The sequence below is a fragment of the Neobacillus sp. NPDC058068 genome, assembly GCF_042885335.1.
Classification (GTDB): domain Bacteria; phylum Bacillota; class Bacilli; order Bacillales; family Cytobacillaceae; genus Neobacillus.
In genome coordinates this window covers 132324-149283 of record NZ_JBHVSI010000005.1, presented here as the reverse complement: position 1 = coordinate 149283, position 16960 = coordinate 132324, and the positions used below count along the sequence as shown (strand labels likewise).

Below are 16960 nucleotides of genomic sequence, written 5' to 3'. Positions count from 1 at the left end.
TTTTTAATAACGAAAGCGTTTTAAATGCTGATGAAATCATCGTATCAATTCAATGCAACAAATGTGGAAATAACTTAGACAGTTCAGAATATTAATGCACAGTTCAACGATACTATGCAATAAAAATAGGAAATAAATAATAGGTCTTTTTTTTGTAACTACGGTAAACTTATCACAATTAAAACAATAGTCAAGGTAACCACCACTACATCAAAAGTGTCTATGACCAACACTAGAGCTAATTTTTGTACTGATTTAAACTTTGAATAACCTTGTGCCCCCGCAATGTGTTTTTCATTTGATCGTGTTAAAACCGTAGTTAATAATTTTTCATATGTGTGAAAAATCCTTGTAAATGTTTACAGAAAGATTTTTAGTAAATTGGTGGTTCGACTCCAACCGACCCAAAATCTACTTGTCTATAATTAGTTCATTAATGGTTTGGAACAATTCAAGAATAATTGAATAATAATTTATAAAAGTGAACTATTCGAAGATGATATTCAACATTAAGCGAACTCTCTTATCAAACAAAGGGAAAAGGAAAAGTTAATGAATTGGCAAGTGCTACTCTGATAATAATTTTTAACTGTATACACCATCAACTCAACACACTTGGAAGCTGTAGCAAAATTAATATTGAAATAGTCAGAAGCTCATTCTAACTTTAGTTTGGATGAGCTTTTTTAAGAAATCTAAAAGAATATTTATATTAAAAATTTTGGATGACTAATAAAAAGAGGTACTCAAGTGAATTTTTATTCATTGGGTACCCATTAATCTTTATTTAAAACACTTTCGTAGTCCAATCCTCACAGTTCCAAATATCAGTCGCAATTTCACGATAGAAATCGGGTTCGTGGGATACCATCAAGATACTTCCGCGATATGCTTTTAAAGCACGCTTCAATTCATCTTTTGCGTCCACATCCAAGTGATTGGTAGGTTCGTCTAGAATTAATAAATTCGTATCTGTGTTTAAAATTTTACACAATCGAACTTTGGCCTTTTCGCCACCAGAAAGGACTTCGACTTTACTTTCAATATGTTTCGTCGTTAATCCACATTTTGCAAGAGCAGCACGAACTTCAGCCTGATTCATACTCGGGAACTCGCTCCAAATCTCTTCAATACAAGTGTTGTAGTTAGACTGTTTAACTTCCTGCTCGAAGTAACCAATGTGTTGATACTCACCACGTTCCACTTTACCCGAAATTGGATCAATCAACCCTAGAATACTTTTTAAAAGAGTAGACTTACCAATACCATTTGCACCCACGAATGCAATTTTTTGTCCGCGTTCCATTTTCAAATTTAGAGGGCGAGAAAGTGGTTCATTGTAACCAATAACAAGATCTTCAGCCGTGAAAATATAACGACTAGCTGCACGAGCTTCTTTGAAGTTAAACTCTGGTTTCGGCTTCTCTTTCCCTAATTCAATAACTTCCATTTTGTCGAGCTTCTTCTGACGAGACATCGCCATATTACGAGTCGCAACACTTGCCTTGTTACGAGCAACGAAATCCTTCAAATCAGCAATTTCTTGTTGTTGACGTTTGTAAGCAGACTCTAGCTGTTGCTTCTTCATTTCATGAATTTTTAAGAAGTCATCATAGTCACCAACATAGCGATTCAACTCTTGGTTTTCCATATGATAGATCAAGTTAACAACATTGTTCAAAAATGGAATATCATGTGAAATCAAGATAAAGGCATTCTCATATTCCTGTAAATAGCGCTTCAACCATTCGATATGCTGTTCATCCAAATAGTTCGTTGGCTCGTCTAGTAATAGGATTTCAGGCTTTTCTAGCAAAAGCTTAGCCAGCAAAACTTTTGTACGTTGCCCACCGCTAAGATCATCTACATCTCGATCGAGCCCAACATCATCTAATCCTAGACCACGAGCAACTTCCTCAACTTTTGAATTAATTCGATAGAAATCATTACTATCTAAAATTTCTTGTAGCTCTCCAACTTCTGCAAGTAATGCATCGATATCAGCACCTTCATCGCCCATTTTTGCATAAAGTTCATTAATTTCTGATTCAGCATCAAAAAGATATTGAAAAGCAGTACTCAAAGCGTCACGCATCGTAGTACCTTTTTGAAGTACAGCATGCTGATCTAAATAACCTACACGAACTTTTCGTGACCACTCAACTTTTCCCTCGTCGGGTTGCAACTTCCCAGTAACAATATTCATGAAAGTAGACTTACCCTCACCATTTGCCCCAACTAGTCCAACGTGCTCTCCTTTTAAAAGTCGAAAAGACACATCATTAAAAATCGCACGATCACCGAAACCGTGGCTTAAATTTTGTACGTTTAATACGCTCATTTTTTTAACCCCTTATCTAATGTCACATGTGAATATCTTACTAAAATTTGGCTTTTTTTTCTATCTTGAAGTTATTTTTTGTGAAAATTGAAGTCTGCCGCATCTTAATAAAATGAGATTATTGAATAATATTTACTTAGACGTATATCAATTGGGTAAGAGTCTAGTCTATTATACAACCGAACTGTAGGTAAGATAAGAGTTATTCCCATATGGGAATAAATACAGAAAAAATGAAAGAATTGGTTGAGTTCTAAACTAAATTTTTTAAAAACATGTGTAAACTCATCAACACCCCATGTGTTGCCAGGTACACTCTACGCACGTGGAATGTGTGGCACTACTAACGTTGATATTGTAACTGAAAAATAGAAATCCTACATGTTAAAATAAACATGTTCCAAAAACCATGAAGAAAAGGCCCAACAAGCCAGACATATCAACATTCGAGAAAAAAGAAAGAAAGAAAAGCTTTATTCCAACTCGATAAAAAGTGTGATGTTTTTATGGAAAATTGGGCAAAAGGAAAGACTTTATTTTAGCGAACGGTGGAATGCGGGTTTGAGGCGGGGCAAAATTGAAAATATATTTTTTAACTGCACAAAAGAAGGCAACTAACGCTTAGCGTTGTTGCCTTTTAAGCTATTTGTTCATGTAAAGGAGTTGGTTTTTAGGTCTGATTTTTTGGGGACATCAATATGGGGTTATTATTAAATAAACTTCTATTGGAAATTTTGGTTAATTTGAAAAGTACTTGAGTATTAAATCTTTTCTGTAAAAAAATTACTCGAGAGTTTTAAGGAACATTTAATGATTAAACTTGGTTATTCACATAGACAATAATTGATAGAGGTGCTCCAATGCTTTATTTAGATAACGATAATATGTGGCCATTGACAGGTTGAGCCTTTCTGCAACTTTCTCATGAGAATGGTTCCCTTGTAAAAATCTATATTTTAATAGTTTACCATAAGTGGCTTCACGCTCCCTTTCATTGATTAGTTGAGTAATTATATTGCTTACTTCCTTCTGTATTGAAATCCCCATGCTTTTGACGGATTCTGAATCTCTCATTCGATGGGGAAACAAACGAAAATAAGTATCTGATAATGCAGGGTTACTAATGATTTGATTCCATTCTTTTAAAATACTTTTCAAATCTTGAACGTCCTGAGTTTGTGAAGATTTCGTTACTTTCTTTTCAGAGCCCCGACTTGTTAACAAACGATCAAGTTTCGTGAGATAATCTTCTTGTGTAAGGTCAAGTATGAATGCACGATATTCTGTTCCGTAATGTGTTATTGTATTTGCCCATGGAGCGGGGCTAAACCCACACAGTTCGAGTATGGGAAACCACTCTTTGAAGCATGTAAAATCAAGGATCCACTCTGAAAAGGATAAGTGATTTATCATCGTATTAACGATATAAGCACTTGTTTTATCCTCAAGTTTCGGTTCAATCCCAATTAATAAAAGTGAATATGCATTTGGGGTGGGTTTCCACTTTGAAAGAAAAGGCTGTAATATCGGTTCAGTTGCTAATATTTCTAACATTTCAGCATGGAGAGGGACCTTACAGTAAAAAGCAATGAGTTCATTTCGTTCCCAGATGGTTATAAAAGATGTAGGGTCTACTTCCCAGATTGGGCGTATTAACTTTTCCATATAACGCTCTTCAGGGACAATTGGTAATGCATAATGATGATATCGAATATATAAAGACTGTATTGCGGGTAAATCAATTTCCCTACATGCACGTAATTCCACATCCTCTAAATGTCCAGAAAAACATATATTCCGAACCATTGGATTTTCGTGTAAATTCATTTTATCTAAATGCAGCTTTTTTCTAAGTTTCGGATTTTTTCGCTCTTCCAACCAAATCTGGTTAAGTGCCTTCTTCCGCATTTCTTCATATTTGAGTGGCTTCCGCAGCATTAAGTCCTCTAATACCCAAGCTCTAACCGCATCATGTACCATCCAACCATCTTCTATTAATAAAACGTATGGCATCATTATGAGTTTCCGAAATGAAAATGCATCCATTTCTTCGTTTATGATGGATGCCAGTCTCTCTTCGTTAAATTTCCAAAATACAGAAGCAGCCTCTAATAATTTACACACATTTAAAGGTAGCCCGTTAAGCAATTTTTCCATCAAAATGTTGAGAAGCTCCGTTTTTTCTTGTCGATTGAATTGCATGTCTCCTTGAGTCTGAAGCATCAATTCTGCGGCAAGTGTCAATGCAAGGGGAATACCTCTAGAAAACTGGTAAATATCAGACTGCGCTTGGGTGTTAGTGATTCCTTGTTTACGAGCAAATTGCTGAACCTCAATCGAAGTCAAGGCTGGAAGGTGTAATGTATAGATCAAGTTTGCCCATCCATAATGGAGCCATCTGCCAGTCAGTGGATGTTGACCTGATGTGATAATACGTATATTTTCATCTAATTGGTCTAACCATTCAGTTAACCATTTTTCAACCGAACGAAATTGATCGAAGGCATCCATCACAAGTATATGCTTTTTTCCAATAGAGCGGGCTTTATTGTTCATCTGTTGAACCATTACTTCAGAGTCCAGATTATTATTCTTAGATTCACTTGTATTATCCAGTTGTTTTGCCAATTGAGCTAGCACATCATCTTTCTTTATTATTCCTTGACTACCATCCAAAAAGTAAAAACAGGCACCTTTTATTTCTGAAGTCACATGTTGGAGAAATGTAGTCTTTCCGATGCCGCTTTGACCATAAATATGAATCCATTGCCATTTCCAATCACCAGCAATATGGCGGTGAATGATCTCCATTTCTTTGGAACGCCCTACAAAATTCTTCTTTTGCGCATTAACTTTTTTTTCACTTATCCGCACTTCATTCACCTCCACAATACCGCATAATCCTGTTATTTATTTTATACGCTAAGTTTTTAGTAAAGACCGGTTTTTGAGAGTAATGTGAGATTGTTTTTGAGAGTATCTGGAAAGTACATTTAAAGGGAGTATAAAACAATTTACTGGAGGTTTTTTTATGACAGTCCCTTCATTTATAAGATTTTCTGGTTTGTGTTTAATTTTCACTGGAGTTCTTTTCATTTCTTTTGCGATTTTGTATAGTATTTCATCCCTGAAGACAATGGCTGCTTATGTTAATTTACTGGGTATGCTTGTCCTCTTATTAGGAATTGCAGGGATGTATTTTCGCCAGATGCAAATTTTGGGGAAATGGGGGTTCATCACATTTCTTATCTATTTTTTGGGGGCGGGAATGTGGACTGGATTTGGCTGGTCAGATGTTTTCGTAGTTCCTGCTTTAGAAAAGCATGCTCCACAATTAGTAAACACTCTTCCTGAGCAAATGAATATGGGTCTCATAATCTCTTTATTTAGTTTTTTTGGTGGGATGTTCTTATTCAATCTTTTAACAGCAGTGAAAGGAATACTTCCTCGTTGGGCGGCCCTTCTCCTTGTCATTGTACCATTTATAGATTTTATTCCTATTGGCAATTATCTAGCTCAGCCGCTAGCAGGCGTTTCATTCATTTGGTTAGGATATTCATTATGGAAAGGGACGTATAAAGAAGAAGAAACTAGGGGGAACTGATCGATATATATGATCCATAGAAAAAAAGGGTGATAGATATCATCGTATTTAGACAGTACCTGATAAAGAATAGATCAAAACGATTAATGAAAGGGATGAAAAGAACATGGGAAAATTATATTTAAAAGTAGCAGCAGTGTATTTTACGGTAGGAGTTTTAATGGGGATTATGATGGGAATTATACAAGATTTCAGATTTAAATCCATCCATGCACATATTAACTTGTTAGGTTGGGTTTCTATGGCATTGTTTGGAATCATTTATCATTTGTATCCAGCGGCTGCTCATTCTAAGTTGGCTAAAACCCAGTTTTGGCTGCATAATATTGGACTTCCCGTCATGACGGGGGCCATTGTATTTGAAGTAATAACAGGTAGTTTGGCAAGTCTTCCAGCAGCCATTGCCGGTTCAATAGCGGTTGTAGTGGGGGTTATTTTGTTTATGATTAATATTTTTAAATATGTAGGTCAAGAATCATAGTTGCCACATACACTCTCCGCATGTTGAATGTGTCTCGCAACTCACTATAAGTGTCTAACTAAAATAAACATTTCCTGGTAATAATATACATTTTCGCTTCCGACCTTGATTTCGTGAAAATAAACATTTCCGATTTCGGGGTCTTTTTCGTGTTCTTTCCTTGTCCTGTCTCGGTTTGTCCGTGTTTCCCTCATGATACATTCTAGGAGTTTTCTATTTTAACTCTGGAAAAAGGTGAAAAAAATTTTATAGTGTTTAATATCTGTGCTATATTAATAAGAATAATCTAAAAAATAGGAGTGATTTGAAAAATGAGAAAATTTGGTTTACTTAGTTTATTTTTGATTCTTACTCTCTTCATCGCAGCATGTGGAGCCAAGGAAACAACAGGAGATAATGCGAGTAGTAAAAAGGTATATAAAGTTGGAGTGGATACCACTTACCCTCCATTTGAATATAAAGATGGAAATGAGTATAAGGGTATTGATATTGATTTGATCAATGCCATTGCTAAAAATCAGGGCTTTAAAATTGAACTTAATGCAATGGATTTTGGGGGAATAATTCCAGCTATGCAAGCCAATCAGCTTGATATAGCTATTGCTGGAATGAGCATCACAGATGATAGAAAAAAGGTAGTAGATTTCTCAACTCCTTATTTTGATGCAGGTTTAACAGTTGTTGTAAAAAAAGATAATTCAAGTATTAAATCAGTTGATGACCTTCAAGGAAAAAATGTTGCCGTTAAAAAAGGAACAACAGGTGCTAAATTTGCACAAGAAAATGCTTCGAAACTAGGAATTAATGTGGTTCAATTTAACGATAGTCCAGCAATGTTCCAGGAAGTTTCTAATGGAAATGCAGATGCACTTATTGAAGATTATCCTGTTATATCCTATGCGATTGCCCAAAAGGACCTTGGTTTGAAAATTGTGGGTGATCGATTAAATGGCGACCAATATGGAATTGCTGTTTTGAAAGGACAAAACAAGGATTTATTAGAAAAAATTAATAAAGGTCTTGCTGAACTCAAAAATGATGGAACATATGATAAAATTGTAAAATCTTATCTTGGTAAATAAATAATGATTACAGAGCGCGCATAAAGCGCGCTTTCTTTTCGATAGGGGATGAAAAAAGTGGATACTATTATTGCAGCCTTACCAATATTATTAAAAGGACTTCAAGTCACGCTTTATATATTTGTTATTGCCATTATTCTAGGTTTTGTAATTGGTTTATTGGTGGCCTTGTTACGGCTTGCGCCTATTAAAATCTTGAATTGGATTGCGAAAGTGTATGTTGATGTAATACGAGGAACCCCATTTATTGTACAGTTGTTTTTCATTTATTTTGGAATAAATTCCCTTCATTTAGTTTCCTTGAACAATACAACAGCGGGTATTATCACTGTTGCCATCAATGCAGGGGCATATTTTGCAGAGATTATCAGAGCAGGCATTCAATCAATTGATAAGGGACAAACAGAAGCAGCTAGGTCGATTGGTTTTACAGGAGCTCAAACCATGCGCTACGTGGTCCTGCCTCAGGCCTTTAGAAGAATGCTCCCTACGATCACGAACCAATCCATTATTAGTTTAAAAGACACTTCTCTTTTATCAGTTATTGGTATTGCGGATTTAACACAGCAGGGGCAAATTCAGGCTTCAGCAACCTTTGAAGCATTTAAGATTTGGCTGGTTGTAGGTGTTATTTACTTTATCATCATATATTTATTAACAATACTTGCTAGTTTCGTAGAAAGGAGGATTCAGCTGCGATGAGCATTATAACTGTAAAAAACTTAAGAAAATCCTTTGGGGACCTTGAGGTTTTAAAAGATATTAATGCAGAAGTGCAAGAAAAAGAAGTAATATGTGTAATAGGCCCCTCTGGGTCAGGAAAGAGTACATTCCTTCGGTGCATAAACCGACTGGAAGAAATCTCTGGCGGTGAGGTAGTGATTAACGGGCATAATATAACAGACCCCAAAATCAATATAAATAAAGTTAGACAAGAGGTTGGAATGGTATTTCAACAATTCAATCTGTTCCCACATAAGACTGTCTTAGAAAATATCACTTTAGGTCCTGTTAAAATTCTTACTATTGATAAAGCGGAGGCTGAAAAAACTGCTCTTGAGTTACTTGATAAGGTTGGACTTAAAGAAAAAGCAAACAGCTATCCGGGAGAACTATCTGGGGGACAAAAACAGCGAGTTGCCATAGCAAGGGCGCTGGCAATGAATCCAAAAATCATGCTCTTTGACGAACCGACCTCTGCACTTGATCCGGAAATGGTCGGAGATGTTTTAGGGGTTATGAAACAGCTTGCTAAAGAAGGTATGACTATGGTTGTTGTTACACATGAAATGGGATTTGCCCGGGAAGTTGGAGATCATGTTATTTTCATGGATGGAGGATATATTGTAGAAGAAAATGAACCGAATCAGTTATTCGGTAACCCACAGAATGAGAGAACTAAGGCTTTCTTAAGTAAGGTGCTATAAACAAAAATAATAGGGTAATATTAAACGGGGAACCTCAAATAGAAAAACTTTTGAGGTTCTCCCTTTTTTTAATATAAAGTTTATGAAAACAGACGGTTAAGATTTCCAACCGCTGAAGTAAATTTATCTCACCAGCACCCATGTGTTGCCACATACACTCTGGACATTGTGAAGCGGTCGCGTGGTTAGAATTGGTATAATAGAAGAGCAGTTGATATAGATAAAATTTATACCATCTGCTTTTTTGTTTATGGCTCTGTTACAAAATTCATAGGCGGAGAATTTCCGGCTAATGTATATAGAGGAAGCTTAAGAAGCAGAAATAAGCGGAGATTTTCCGATTAACTGCTCTAAATACGGCAAAATCCAACGATTTGGATAATATAAACGGAAATACTCCCTTTATTTTTAAGGAAATATGGATATTTCCCAATTTAAACGGAATTTTACCGTTTATTTTTCAAACACAGTGAAATTAACATTCAGTTATAACAGCGCCTTGTTTATAAAAATACCATTCAGGACCGATTTTCGTTAAAATAAACATTGTCGATTTTCACAATCGTTTTTCACGAATTATAAATGTCCTTGTGTTTGATAATAAGTTATTAAGCATGATATAAGTATAAAAGAAGTGGAACATTTGGCTTTATATTTTTTGACCGAGAGTTTGAAGTTGTATCCATAGTGAGAGGATTTGAGTTTGAAATGATAGATAATTTTTGGCGTGAGTTACCACGACCATTTTTTGTACTTGCACCAATGGAAGATGTGACAGATCTTGTTTTTCGTCACGTAGTAAGTGAAGCCGGTCGACCGGATGTATTTTTCACAGAGTTTACAAACTCGGATAGCTATTGTCATCCAGAGGGCATGAAAAGTGTGCGTGGCCGTTTGACTTTTACAGAAGATGAACAACCAATGGTGGCACATATTTGGGGGGATAATCCCGAATATTTCCGCCAAATGAGTATTGGCATGGCGGAGTTAGGATTTAAAGGCCTCGATATTAATATGGGCTGCCCTGTACCGAATGTGGCATCGAGAGGGAAGGGTAGTGGCCTTATTCTGCGTCCAGACGTTGCGGCAGAACTTATTCAAGCAGCAAAAGCGGGCGGACTGCCTGTCAGCGTGAAAACACGACTTGGCTATAACGATGTAAATGAGTGGGAGGAGTGGCTAACGCATATTTTAAAACAGGATATTGCGAACCTTTCGATTCATTTACGTACAAGAAAGGAAATGAGCCAAGTAGATGCGCATTGGGAGCTAATTCCGGAAATCAAAAAATTACGTGACCGTATCGCACCAAATACGCTGCTAACAATCAATGGAGACATTCCTGACCGTCAAACTGGGCTGAAGCTTGCTGAACAATATGGTATTGATGGCGTTATGATTGGGCGAGGTATTTTTAAAAATCCTTTTGCTTTTGAAAAAGAGCCAAAAGAGCATAGCAGTAAAGAATACCTTGATCTTTTAAGACTGCAGCTTGATCTTCAAGATCAATATGCGGAAGTACTACCACGTTCAATCACAGGGCTTCATCGCTTTTTCAAAATTTATGTAAAAGGATTCCCTGGAGCTGCTGAATTAAGAAATCAATTGATGAACACGAAATCAACAGATGAAGTGCGTGCATTGCTTGATAACTTTGGAAAAGAATGTTGAAGCGGTCGCGAAGCTTGAAATAAACTAGATTTGAATTAAAAAAGTTCCTTTTACCACTCATTATTGCTCCTGGCAATCGACAAAATTCGGGTGGTGCCAGGAACTTTTTTAATTTTTATCAGAAATTATTCTCAATTCTTCTTCTACCATTTGGTCCAATCTTACAATCATTTTTATAGCCTTTTCTTTCTCTATTTCTCTATAATGATGCATGCCGCCTTGTTCCTCGTCTGACTCATCTGCTAATTTTACAATTTCTTGTAATGGTGTCCTTTTGATAAAACCTTCTGGCATATAAGAATCCGTATGAAATAAAATAGCTAACGCAATTTCTTTAGCGATAATTGGATTTTCTCCTAATCTGATCAATAATTTATGGGCTCGTTCCGCCCCTTTTATCGCATGAATATCATTCTTTTTATATAAATCATAATCCCATTTTCCATTACTATACCAAGTATAATGACCCATATCGTGCAGCAGTGCAGCTTTGGTTGCCAAGTCAACAGATACGTTGTATTCTTTTGCTAATTTAAAAGCGTAGTAGGCACAAGCGATTGCATGAGCAATTCCAGAACGACTAAGATATTTTTTCGCTATATGATGATTGAAAATTTGAATCAATGTTACGTGTCTCATGTTAATCACCCTTATTTAAAATTATTAGTTTGTATTATAAAACATTTGGTGTTGTTTTTGTAATAAGTTAAACGATTTAAGTGAAAAAGCATGTTAGAAATAGTAACAAAGCTTATTTAGAATAAGAAAAATGGGGGTTCTCATGAGTCAGATTGAAAAAAATTTGGACCTACTATAGGGTATAGTTTTCCCCTTTATTTACAAAGAAAAAGTCTGTAATCCAAAGAATAAATAACATTTTGAAAACAACGTAAAATGTAGAAATTCGCTTCTGGAGTGAGGGCAATTTTTGATTAAGAATACTTTATCAAGGGAAAACTTGACATGACACAAAATAGTGTCGTATTATAAATTGCAGATAGGACACCATTAAGTGTCATTTATGAGTCACGAGGATTAGGGGACAGTGATATTGAACGGGACAGGTCCAATCAGAGATGTTTATGATGCAATTGCCGATCCAACTCGGCGTAAACTGCTTCGGCTGTTGGCAGACGCCGAAGAATTGCCTCTCAATAAGTTAACGGTTCACTTTCAAATGGGCCGTACTGCAGTTTCTAAGCATTTGGCAATCCTGAAAGATGCCGGTCTGGTCACACATCGAAAGGTCGGCAGGGAAACGCGTTATCGGCTGAATGCTGCACCACTCCGAGAAATTGAGGATTGGGTATCGTTTTACAGGAAATTCTGGAGTGAAAGAATATTACGGTTAAACCAAATATTACAGGAGGAACAAAAAATGACTTTAACAGTATCACAAGATTTTACTTTTAAAAGCCCAATCGAGAAGGTATGGCTCGCCTTAACGGATGCAAATACTCTTGCCAAATGGATCATGGAAAATGACTTTAAACCAGTCGTAGGACATAAATGTCAATTCCGAAATCCGCAGTGGAATTTAATTGTAGATTGTGAAGTATTAGTAGTGGACGAGCCTTATAAGCTATCCTACACATGGGTAGGTGGTCCAATAAACACTACAGTCACATGGACATTGAAGCACGAGGATGGAACAACCTACTTACATCTTGATCAAACAGGATTCGAAAAAGAAGATCAAGCATTCAATGGTGCGAAATTTGGTTGGGTGAAAATGGGCGGCGATCTTGAAAAAGTGCTAGAGGAAATGTAAGACCAAACCTCTGAAGTGAGTTTTTTTAGGATTAAGCTAACGTATAGAAAAAAGCAAATGGCTCAGTAAAGGACTGAGCCGTTTGCTTTTTTAGTACAAATATTGATACAAAACTACAATTAAATGAGTTTGTCGATTCAAAAAAAGCACAACAAATTCATTTGAAGTTATGCTAACATGGCAATACTAGATTTAGAGAATGGAGAGGATATCAAGTATGAAAATAAATCAATTAATTGCCAACAATATTAATCGTTTAGATGCCGTCTTGCCGGAAGATCAATCATTAGGCATTGCGGGTTTATCTGGATCTGGTAAAACAACTTTTTGTCAAACCATTGGGGAAGAATCCAAGAAGCGTCTCGTTTCTTTATTGCCAAAGGCAGACTATCAGTATTTATTTCCTGAAATTATGGAAACAAATTTCAGTTCCATTAATATGGAAGAAATGCCTTTAGTACTTTTTCTTGGAAGATCATCTATTTCTTCTAATCCACGTTCAACAATTGGCACCCATACTGGCGTATTTACAGAGATTCGTGTAAGACTCGCTAAAGAATATAATCTTTCTCCAGAAGTCTTTTCATTTAATAATGAATTAGGCTGGTGTCCTAAGTGTAAAGGCCGCGGTACTAACAGCAATGTCGAATGTCCTAAGTGTCATGGAAAGCGTTATAACGAGGAAACTCTGCAATATACAATCGATTTATTTGGTAAACCGCATAGTATATCAGATATGAATAACTTAAATATGGAAACGATTCTTTCGCTATCAGAAGATTTACATATTAGTGAAGAAAAACAGCATATACTTAAAAACATTATCAGCATGAATATGGGTTACTTAACATTAAACAGAATTATGGGTACATTGTCTGGTGGAGAATTAACACGACTTTACCTCGCAGAATTCATGGCTGTAAGTGAAAATACTGTCATTATCATTGATGAAATATCAGTCGGTATTGATCACGAAACATTACTAAAAATTTTAGAACAAATTAAAGAATTAGGCTATAAGAATCAAATTTGGCTGATTGACCATTCTGACACAGTGCTCGATACAACTGAGACCTGCGTATTCTTTGGACCTGGCAGTGGTAAATATGGCGGTAAAATCGTCGATGAATCTCCGCGCCCAAAACCAGTAAACTCAGAACGAAATGAAGAAGAGCCAACCGATTACTATCATTTTTATGATTTATATTGCCGTAATATTCAAATGGCGGAAATAAAAATACCAAAAAATAGACTTGTAACCATTACCGGAGAGTCTGGATGTGGTAAATCAACACTTGTCAATGAATGCATTGCCGAGGATTTTCAGAAGCGGTACAAAAAAGATAAACTCGTTATGGTTGGACAAGATCGGAACCAATCAATTACGAGTCGGTCAACCGTTGCGACTTTTCTTGATATTAAAAAGAAAATCACAAAATATAGTGAAGATATTGAGGATATTTTTGATCGCTCCATTGAAGATATCATTGATGAACTTCCAAATGAAGACATCGCGCATAAACGTTTGAGCTTATTGATCAAACTTGGACTAGGTTATTTGACTTTAAATCGAAAAACGCAAACATTATCGACAGGTGAATTTCAATGTGTGCATTTAGTCTCGGAACTGTTTGCAAATTCTAGAAATCCACATACACTTTTCATTTTTGACGAACCTTCCAAAGGATTATCACAAAATATCTTAAATCAATTCATTGATAGTATCAGGGGCATTCTACACGATGAGTCCGTTTCAATCATGATGATTGAACATAATGCCTATATGATGGAGAATTCTGATTTTATCGTTGATTTTGGTAAAAGAAAGAATGAACCTGTAACGCATCTTGATGTTGTAAGTCATCAAGAATATTATGAGACTAAAAATAGGGAAGAAGTCGCGCTGCCATCGTCTATTTCCTCTACTCTTAAATCACAACATGGCATTACCTATTTAAAAGAACATCATATCGATTATTTTAAACATGCAGAAAATGTCTATAAGGGCGGTATTTTAAAAAGCTTATCATCAATGGCCCGTTTGATTTATGGTGAATACGATTCTAATAAAATAGCCCCAGTCATTGCGATTGATCTTGAAAGACACTTGTACAGTCAATATAGTTTCCTTTATGAAATGGGCGGCATGATTAACCATATTGTGGCGGCGCATCCAACCAATAAAGACACTAGAAGCTTTGATTTCTTTTCTCAGAACAATCATTGTCCATCATGCTCAGGACGTCTAAAGATTGAAGTATTTGATAAAGATCTTGTGATTCAAGACAAAAATCTACCATTCTGGGATGGCCTATTCTATCCAGAAGTAATGGATGTATTAAAATTTTATCAATACCCAAAATTGGAATTTATATTTGAAGAACTAAAGAATGAGCTTGGGCATGACCTGACGAAAAGCTATAGTGAGATGTCAGATGAAGAAAAGCATACATTTTGGTACGGCTATTTTGAAAAGTCATTTTATGATAAGAAAGGCAAGGCGCGAAGAACATGGGTTGGTTTTAATACCATCCTTGGAATGTATATGGTCGTTTCAAAATCAATTATTAAAGAGCAAATGAAAGCTTCTAAAGAAAAGATTCCATGTCCAATTTGTGAGGGGACTGTTTTAAACCACCATAAACCGCTTAAATTTGGAGACACGGATATTCGTGAAATGATCAATCAGCCGATTAACCAAGTATTGAAAATAGTAGGTGATATACCTGCACTCGTCAAACTGAAATCGATTGTAGGCGGCGATATGATTTTGACAGAGGATGTCTCCTTACTGCCTAGAAAAACACAAGTCTATTTAAAAATGTTTGAATTAGAACAAGCAAGCTTTACGGGTTATGAAATGGTTTTACAAAATGTCTTACCATTCTGGGACATAATTAAAGACAATATCGAATCCATTAGCAGCAATAATCAAGTGACCATCTGTGATTTTCCTGCTATCAATGAAACAAGAGAAACGATCATCGATCAGTATTTCACTAATGGAAAATACAAAAAACTAACCTATGTTTATGAAGCATTTGGTTACAAAAAATTAGTTACCGAAATTAATAAAATTAAAAAAAGCCATCCATGTCCATTCTGTAAAGGAAAGAAAGTGATATCAGAAGATAATCTGCATGATGGCGTGTTTAAATTAACCATTCCATGTGTAAGTTGTTATGCAAGCGGCATCAATGATGAGGGCCTTAAGGAACTTGTTGAAGGCATACCAGTAAAAACATGGTTAACTGGAACAGTTAGTGATGTTGTTGATGAAAGCTTATATACAGAAGCTGTCGCAGACATTCCCATTTTCAATCGTATTCGTGAGTTAAATAAACGAGATATGATGGCGGTTTATCAATGCCTTGAGCAAAATAACTAAATTAGCATGATAAAAATAAGTTATGTTTTAACTTATTTTTGGAGAGACAACTAATCACCCCAGATGGGACCTTTGGCTTTGAGGTAACGGTACTGTCTGGGGAGGATTAACAATCTAGTACCAATTCTAAAGTTTGTAATGTAACATAATTGTATGTTATGGTTTAATTATGTAACATCGTTAATGTTGTAAACGAGCACAATATTCCAGATACTCTTTTTCACATTAATCTAGGAGGAAATCTGAAGTAGTGTGCTATTTTTTCATTTTATTTCAGATTGTGTAAAAGCTTAATCAAATGTAAGCATCAAAAAATCCCCACCTTTTTGATGATGGGGATCTGGTTATGATTTAACTCCAAACGTCCATAGATTAAAAAATCCTTCTGATCTTTCCCGCTGGTTAAGGCAGTAGTTAAACCTCCACCAAGGTTGGAGGAGATATATTATAAGTAATCTTCATCAGAAGTTAAGTTCGTATCCATCTCAACGTTTGTTAAGTTTTTAACAATGTCATCATATACTTTGACTTGTAATGTTTCCTTATCTTTCATAAATTTGAAAATACCGTTATTAAAGTCAGTTCCAAATTCCTTAAAGAAAATCCCTTCGAATTCTATATCCTTTGTATGCTTAAAGATTATCCGGTAGTTATTGTTCTCCTTAACAAGATAAGCACGTACACCTTTTTCGAAATGTCTATCAGGATTTTTTAGATAACGGGAAACGGAAATGATGTGAAGATCAACAAATGGAATTTCACGTAATAACGAGTTAATAATCGACCCCTTAGCTATTTGTTCCCAACGACTTTGAGCAGTTTGGCCGAGTATGATCTGTGTAATGTTTTTTTCTCTGGCAACCTCTGCAATCACTTTTGAAATCGGTCTTTGTTCATTATCCTTAATAATAAATGCGTCAGCATTATGTTGGGAAGCTAATTGTTTCCATCTTGCAATATAGTTTGATTTTTCTGCGTCCAAATCATCAAATGGTTTAGGGTCTACCGTGAGGATGTATAGCGGACAATCCAGCATACTTGCAATTTTACAGCCTCGTTGAATGAGACGTTCACCATTAGGACCATAATATAAACAGACGAGGATACTTTCGTCCATGCGCTCTTTGATTTTTTTCATAATTCGTTCACCTCGGAATGGCTGAGACCCCAACTTAATTCTCTCTTTAATAAACTA

At 35.8% G+C, this 16960-nt stretch carries 12 protein-coding genes and 1 pseudogene; 9 read left to right on the top strand and 4 right to left on the bottom strand.

Annotation, left to right across the window (positions count from 1 at the left end; translation table 11 throughout):
• Window positions 1-787: 787 nt before the first annotated feature.
• A complete protein-coding gene (locus ACFVSW_RS08035) occupies window positions 788-2341 on the bottom strand; it encodes an ABC-F family ATP-binding cassette domain-containing protein (protein ID WP_387314395.1) in 1554 nt (517 codons plus the stop codon).
• Between the two features lie 828 nt (window positions 2342-3169).
• Window positions 3170-5215, bottom strand: a complete 2046-nt coding sequence (locus tag ACFVSW_RS08030) for an AAA family ATPase (protein ID WP_387314392.1) — start codon at window positions 5213-5215, stop codon at window positions 3170-3172.
• A gap of 157 nt (window positions 5216-5372) precedes the next feature.
• Between ACFVSW_RS08030 and ACFVSW_RS08025 the strand changes: the two genes are divergently transcribed.
• The 6 genes from ACFVSW_RS08025 to ACFVSW_RS08000 all read left to right on the top strand — a co-directional run bounded on the left by ACFVSW_RS08025 (window position 5373) and on the right by ACFVSW_RS08000 (window position 10606).
• The gene (locus ACFVSW_RS08025; protein ID WP_387314389.1) at window positions 5373-5945 is read left to right on the top strand and encodes a hypothetical protein; all 573 of its coding nucleotides are present in this window, start codon (window positions 5373-5375) and stop codon (window positions 5943-5945) included.
• Between the two features lie 106 nt (window positions 5946-6051).
• Window positions 6052-6426 (top strand): cytochrome-c oxidase, encoded by a 375-nt coding sequence (locus ACFVSW_RS08020; RefSeq protein ID WP_387314386.1) that lies wholly within the window; start codon window positions 6052-6054, stop codon window positions 6424-6426.
• A 311-nt stretch (window positions 6427-6737) separates the two neighbouring features.
• A complete protein-coding gene (locus ACFVSW_RS08015; protein WP_387314384.1) occupies window positions 6738-7508 on the top strand; it encodes a transporter substrate-binding domain-containing protein in 771 nt (256 codons plus the stop codon).
• Between the two features lie 57 nt (window positions 7509-7565).
• A complete protein-coding gene (locus ACFVSW_RS08010; RefSeq protein WP_387314382.1) occupies window positions 7566-8210 on the top strand; it encodes an amino acid ABC transporter permease in 645 nt (214 codons plus the stop codon).
• Window positions 8207-8935: an amino acid ABC transporter ATP-binding protein gene (locus ACFVSW_RS08005; protein ID WP_387314381.1), complete on the top strand. Its 729-nt coding sequence runs from the start codon at window positions 8207-8209 to the stop codon at window positions 8933-8935. The genes ACFVSW_RS08010 and ACFVSW_RS08005 overlap by 4 nt, the downstream gene beginning before the upstream one ends.
• Before the next feature lie 687 nt (window positions 8936-9622).
• Window positions 9623-10606 (top strand): tRNA dihydrouridine synthase, encoded by a 984-nt coding sequence (locus tag ACFVSW_RS08000; RefSeq protein ID WP_387314379.1) that lies wholly within the window; start codon window positions 9623-9625, stop codon window positions 10604-10606.
• A 108-nt stretch (window positions 10607-10714) separates the two neighbouring features.
• Here ACFVSW_RS08000 and ACFVSW_RS07995 read toward each other — a convergent pair whose 3' ends face one another.
• The gene (locus ACFVSW_RS07995) at window positions 10715-11245 is read right to left on the bottom strand and encodes an HD domain-containing protein (protein ID WP_387314377.1); all 531 of its coding nucleotides are present in this window, start codon (window positions 11243-11245) and stop codon (window positions 10715-10717) included.
• 412 nt (window positions 11246-11657) lie between these two features.
• Here ACFVSW_RS07995 and ACFVSW_RS07990 point away from each other — a divergent pair.
• The 3 genes and pseudogenes from ACFVSW_RS07990 to ACFVSW_RS07980 form a co-directional block, all read left to right on the top strand.
• Window positions 11658-11984, top strand: a pseudogene (locus ACFVSW_RS07990) (ArsR/SmtB family transcription factor); the annotation flags it as partial.
• Window positions 11985-12377 carry an SRPBCC family protein gene (locus tag ACFVSW_RS07985; RefSeq protein ID WP_387314644.1) on the top strand — a complete coding sequence of 131 codons (393 nt, stop codon included), beginning with the start codon at window positions 11985-11987 and terminating at the stop codon, window positions 12375-12377.
• A 217-nt stretch (window positions 12378-12594) separates the two neighbouring features.
• Complete coding sequence (locus ACFVSW_RS07980) at window positions 12595-15765, top strand: ATP-binding cassette domain-containing protein (RefSeq protein ID WP_387314374.1); 3171 nt, start codon at window positions 12595-12597, stop codon at window positions 15763-15765.
• Window positions 15766-16210: 445 nt separating this feature from the next.
• Here the strand turns inward: ACFVSW_RS07980 and ACFVSW_RS07975 are convergent, their stop codons facing one another.
• Entirely contained in the window at window positions 16211-16903 is a 693-nt protein-coding gene (locus ACFVSW_RS07975; protein WP_387314371.1) for a universal stress protein, read from the bottom strand.
• Between the last annotated feature and the right edge of the window lie 57 nt (window positions 16904-16960).

Coding starts and splice junctions, on each gene's coding strand:
- ACFVSW_RS08005 (WP_387314381.1), top strand. CDS start 8,207: ATGAGCATTATAACTGTAAAAAACTTAAGAAAATCCTTTGGGGACCTT.
- ACFVSW_RS07995 (WP_387314377.1), bottom strand. CDS start 11,245: ATGAGACACGTAACATTGATTCAAATTTTCAATCATCATATAGCGAAA.
- ACFVSW_RS08035 (WP_387314395.1), bottom strand. CDS start 2,341: ATGAGCGTATTAAACGTACAAAATTTAAGCCACGGTTTCGGTGATCGT.
- ACFVSW_RS07975 (WP_387314371.1), bottom strand. CDS start 16,903: ATGAAAAAAATCAAAGAGCGCATGGACGAAAGTATCCTCGTCTGTTTA.
- ACFVSW_RS08020 (WP_387314386.1), top strand. CDS start 6,052: ATGGGAAAATTATATTTAAAAGTAGCAGCAGTGTATTTTACGGTAGGA.
- ACFVSW_RS07980 (WP_387314374.1), top strand. CDS start 12,595: ATGAAAATAAATCAATTAATTGCCAACAATATTAATCGTTTAGATGCC.
- ACFVSW_RS08015 (WP_387314384.1), top strand. CDS start 6,738: ATGAGAAAATTTGGTTTACTTAGTTTATTTTTGATTCTTACTCTCTTC.
- ACFVSW_RS08025 (WP_387314389.1), top strand. CDS start 5,373: ATGACAGTCCCTTCATTTATAAGATTTTCTGGTTTGTGTTTAATTTTC.
- ACFVSW_RS07985 (WP_387314644.1), top strand. CDS start 11,985: ATGACTTTAACAGTATCACAAGATTTTACTTTTAAAAGCCCAATCGAG.